The sequence below is a fragment of the Arhodomonas sp. KWT genome, assembly GCF_010993615.1.
This window is the reverse complement of sequence record NZ_WNXE01000207.1, coordinates 2,628-3,771: the sequence shown is the minus strand read 5'-3', so window position 1 is coordinate 3,771 and position 1,144 is coordinate 2,628. Positions and strand designations below refer to the sequence as shown.

At 68.4% G+C, this 1,144-nt stretch carries 2 protein-coding genes; both read left to right on the top strand.

Annotation, left to right across the window (positions count from 1 at the left end; genetic code table 11):
* The coding region (locus G7A99_RS16680; protein ID WP_205599888.1) for a UbiD family decarboxylase domain-containing protein at positions 1-603 on the top strand (603 nt) is incomplete at its 5' end.
* A 129-nt stretch (positions 604-732) separates the two neighbouring features.
* Positions 733-1,144: 2Fe-2S iron-sulfur cluster-binding protein (locus G7A99_RS25620; protein ID WP_240466316.1), on the top strand; the 412-nt coding region annotated here is incomplete at its 3' end.

Genomic DNA, 1,144 nt, shown 5'->3' with positions numbered 1-1,144 from the left:
ACCGGCTACTACAACGAGGTCGAGCACTTCCCGGTATTCACCGTCGAGCGCATCACCCACCGGCGCGACCCCGTCTACCACAGCACTTACACCGGCCGCCCCCCGGACGAGCCCGCCGTACTCGGGGTCGCGCTCAACGAGGTATTCGTCCCGATTCTGCAGAAGCAGTTCCCCGAGATCGTGGACTTCTACCTGCCGCCGGAGGGCTGCAGCTACCGCATGGCGGTGGTGAGCATGAAGAAACAGTACCCCGGTCACGCCAAGCGGGTGATGTTCGGGGTCTGGTCGTTCCTGCGCCAGTTCATGTACACCAAGTTCGTGGTGGTCGTGGACGACGACGTCGATCCCCGTGACTGGCAGGACGTGATCTGGGCGATGACCACCCGCATGGACCCGGCGCGGGACACGACGCTGGTGGACAACACCCCCATCGACTACCTGGACTTCGCCTCGCCGGTCTCGGGGCTCGGCTCGAAGATGGGGCTCGACGCGACCTCCAAATGGCCCGGCGAGACGACGCGGGAATGGGGCACGCCCATCCGCATGGACGACGCCGTGCGCGAACGCGTCGACGCCTACTGGGACGAGCTTGGCATCGACTGAACCCCGGTACCCGGGCGTGGCGGCGGCAACCCGGGCACGGCCCGCCGCCGGTGATTACGACCAGGCCCTAGGCCCGGCGGCGACGTTGGGCGAGAATGGCGCAAAGGCACGCGGAAAGCGGCATACACGATGAGCTACCGAGTCCGGATCGAGAACACGCAGCACGAGTTCACCGTGGAGGATGGCGAGGCGGTGCTGAGCGCCGCGCTCCGCCACGGCCTGATCCTGCCCTATAGCTGCCGGGGCGGTACCTGCGGCACCTGCATGGGCAAGGTCGTCGAGGGCCGGGTGAGCTATCCCGACGGGCGCCCGCCCGCGCTCTCCGAGGCCGAGGAGGCGGTCGGCCAGGCCCTGTTCTGCCAGGCGCGGGCCGACTCGGACCTCGCCATCGAGGTGCGAGAGGTCCGCTCGGCCGACGATATCCGGCCACGCAAGCTCCCCTGCCGGGTCGAACGCATGGACACCCTTGCCCACGACGTGCGCCGGCTGTGGCTGCGCACGCCGGGCAACGAACGGCTGCAGTTCCTGCCGGGCCAGTACA